7 protein-coding genes are annotated in these 2,146 nt (G+C 54.7%); all 7 read right to left on the bottom strand.

Annotated features, from left to right (window positions below):
• Window positions 1–69 precede the first annotated feature (69 nt).
• The 7 genes from DW49_RS0106935 to DW49_RS0106905 all read right to left on the bottom strand — a co-directional run bounded on the left by DW49_RS0106935 (window position 70) and on the right by DW49_RS0106905 (window position 2,107).
• Complete coding sequence (locus DW49_RS0106935; RefSeq protein WP_005620871.1) at window positions 70–291, bottom strand: hypothetical protein; 222 nt, start codon at window positions 289–291, stop codon at window positions 70–72.
• Between the two features lie 37 nt (window positions 292–328).
• Window positions 329–742, bottom strand: coding sequence for a TraR/DksA family transcriptional regulator (locus DW49_RS0106930; RefSeq protein WP_005620870.1), 414 nt, complete (start codon window positions 740–742; stop codon window positions 329–331).
• 35 nt (window positions 743–777) lie between these two features.
• Window positions 778–1,002 carry a carbon storage regulator gene (locus tag DW49_RS0106925; protein ID WP_024421145.1) on the bottom strand — a complete coding sequence of 75 codons (225 nt, stop codon included), beginning with the start codon at window positions 1,000–1,002 and terminating at the stop codon, window positions 778–780.
• A 55-nt stretch (window positions 1,003–1,057) separates the two neighbouring features.
• On the bottom strand, window positions 1,058–1,273 hold the full coding sequence (locus DW49_RS0106920) for a hypothetical protein (RefSeq protein ID WP_024420033.1): 216 nt from the start codon (window positions 1,271–1,273) through the stop codon (window positions 1,058–1,060).
• A 42-nt stretch (window positions 1,274–1,315) separates the two neighbouring features.
• Complete coding sequence (locus DW49_RS0106915) at window positions 1,316–1,609, bottom strand: hypothetical protein (protein ID WP_147477515.1); 294 nt, start codon at window positions 1,607–1,609, stop codon at window positions 1,316–1,318.
• Window positions 1,610–1,720: 111 nt separating this feature from the next.
• Complete coding sequence (locus tag DW49_RS0106910; protein ID WP_024421144.1) at window positions 1,721–1,900, bottom strand: hypothetical protein; 180 nt, start codon at window positions 1,898–1,900, stop codon at window positions 1,721–1,723.
• 15 nt (window positions 1,901–1,915) lie between these two features.
• The gene (locus DW49_RS0106905; protein WP_024421143.1) at window positions 1,916–2,107 is read right to left on the bottom strand and encodes a hypothetical protein; all 192 of its coding nucleotides are present in this window, start codon (window positions 2,105–2,107) and stop codon (window positions 1,916–1,918) included.
• Between the last annotated feature and the right edge of the window lie 39 nt (window positions 2,108–2,146).

Genomic DNA, 2,146 nt, shown 5'->3' with positions numbered 1-2,146 from the left:
GCCTGAAGCGGCTCAGTACACGTTATGAACCCCATGACAGGGGTAGCAATCGCGTTCATAGAATGTTCCTTAGCCCTTTGGCTGTGCAGCGGCCCATTGGATATAAGCGCTTTCGATCAACCACGTAGCATCAGCGGCTGTGGGTACAGGATTGAGCGCTACGTGAGCCAGCTTTTTTTCTATCCACGTCAGCAGTGCGGTACGCCCTGCTGGACAAGGCATTAGATCACGCTCCAAATGGTTGGCAAGCTCTGAGATAGCCACATCGCGCTCGACATTTTTTGCAGTCATCGCAATTCTCCTGGATCGCTTCGCTGCGGCGGCTTTGCTAGGTCACTTGACGTTGGTGCATCCCTTTCGTTTCCAGCGCCCGCATCGATTCGACCGAGTACAACGACTCGGGGACCAGTAGCAGGCGTTTTAGGCCTATGGCCTCGTCAGTCTCCTGACAAAAACCGTAGTCGCCTAGAGCGAGAATTTCCAGGGCCTTAAGCACATGCCTCAACGTCTGTCTGTCCCTGTCTATCATGCTCGCTGCCACCGCTCTGTTTTCCTCATCGGATGCGAAGTCTGCTTCGTCCGGGTGACGCTCGATCTCGCAACTGGCCTGACAGCTGAGCAAGCGATCACGAAGCTCTACGGCTTTAACCTCCAACCGATCTTTGAAAAAGGCCAACTGGTCTACGCTCATGTACTCGTCCTCAGCTTGATCCAGCAGTTGCTCAACGCTCATCAATGCCATCTTGTGCTCCTGATATGGTTGGTCATTCAAACTTCCTACCGAGTGACCAACGAGCGCCACCGGCGCTTATGAGTAATAACAGGACCAGGCTTGCCATCGGTCATTTCGTTATCAACGTTTCTGCTCTGGGCCTCGACGGCATCTGGAGCTTCAATCTGGATACGTACATCCCCAGTATCCTCTGAAACGCTTAGGACTTGGATCTGAATTCCTTCGCCAATCATAATATTTTCACCTTCGCGGCGAGTCAGAAGGAGCATACGAATTTCCTTTAATAGCAGCCACCAAGCGCTCTAGGCGCGGTAGCCGATTTTCCTATGCAGCTGGCGTATCGAGGCGGCCTTGACTCAGTGACCTTTCACGAAGCAACTCAACGAGTTCGAGTCCAAAGGTTGCGAGCATCAGAACTACGCCCAAGACGAGAGCAAGAATCCCTGCCTCGATGTACACCAGTTCGCCTGTGCGCTGCCCTGCTTCCCCCAGACCTATTGAAGCCAGAACTGCAATAAGTTGAGCCAATACCAGTTTCATACGATGTTCCTTGTGTCTTTTCGATGCAAAAGTGCTGTTTCTCTACTGACTCAGCCCCGCACGAAGCGAGGCTTGGGGATAGACGGACGTTTTCCCTTTACTCTTTCTCAGCTCGGCGGCATAGGCGCGCAGCACCTCGCCGCGAAGGTTGCGATCCAGTTTCACGAGCCCCAATGTGAAGCCGTAGAAGCCTCCCTCCGGGGCTGGCACGATCTCGACACCTGGGAAGTTGGACACAAACTCCATAAAGCCAACCTCAAACTGATCAGCGCCCTTGGCAGCACGGAGCAGGGTAAGGTCGTCGGTCGCGGCTACTTGCTCAAGAGCACTGGCCATTTGATCCCGCCACATGCGGCCATGCGGCGGTCGTCGCCGCCAGGCATCAAACTCACAAGCAATTCAGTCAGCGACTCAGGTGTTTGCTTAGTGGACATGCGTTGTTTTCCGTTATTCGGGTAGATCGGTGGCCAGCTCAACGCCGCCGTCCCATTCGGCAAGCACTTTGGCGCCGCACATCGAGCAGGCCGTCGTCACCTCTGGCGCCGTTTCTTCCAGATGCAGCTGGCCGTCCTGGCCGCACTTGGCGCAGTGGTACACATACAGCACAACCGGAGTTCTAGTGGTCATGGTCGCTTTCCTATGTCAGGCGCGTTTAGCGCGCAAGGTCGCCAATGCAGCGTCAATCTTGGCCTCGGCGTCGCGGAATTCCGCTTCGTTCTCGCTACCAGGCACAAACGAAACAGACTCATGCCCCCAGCTCAGGATAATGAGGTCACGCAGCGTCAGCTTGACGCTGATTACCGAATCGAGGTCTTGCTTGGTGTATTTGTCCATGCCGTTTTCCGTTATTCGAGTAGATCGGTGGCCAGCTCA

It is taken from the genome of Pseudomonas avellanae BPIC 631 (assembly GCF_000444135.1).
GTDB classification, from domain to species: Bacteria; Pseudomonadota; Gammaproteobacteria; order Pseudomonadales; family Pseudomonadaceae; genus Aquipseudomonas; species Aquipseudomonas avellanae.
This window is presented reverse-complemented; position numbering and strand designations above follow the sequence as displayed.

Excerpts from the sequence above, each read along its gene's own strand:
- DW49_RS0106935 (WP_005620871.1), bottom strand. The coding sequence starts at position 291 with ATGACTGCAAAAAATGTCGAGCGCGATGTGGCTATCTCAGAGCTTGCC.
- DW49_RS0106930 (WP_005620870.1), bottom strand. The coding sequence starts at position 742 with ATGGCATTGATGAGCGTTGAGCAACTGCTGGATCAAGCTGAGGACGAG.
- DW49_RS0106925 (WP_024421145.1), bottom strand. The coding sequence starts at position 1,002 with ATGCTCCTTCTGACTCGCCGCGAAGGTGAAAATATTATGATTGGCGAA.
- DW49_RS0106920 (WP_024420033.1), bottom strand. The coding sequence starts at position 1,273 with ATGAAACTGGTATTGGCTCAACTTATTGCAGTTCTGGCTTCAATAGGT.
- DW49_RS0106915 (WP_147477515.1), bottom strand. The coding sequence starts at position 1,609 with ATGGCCAGTGCTCTTGAGCAAGTAGCCGCGACCGACGACCTTACCCTG.
- DW49_RS0106910 (WP_024421144.1), bottom strand. The coding sequence starts at position 1,900 with ATGACCACTAGAACTCCGGTTGTGCTGTATGTGTACCACTGCGCCAAG.
- DW49_RS0106905 (WP_024421143.1), bottom strand. The coding sequence starts at position 2,107 with ATGGACAAATACACCAAGCAAGACCTCGATTCGGTAATCAGCGTCAAG.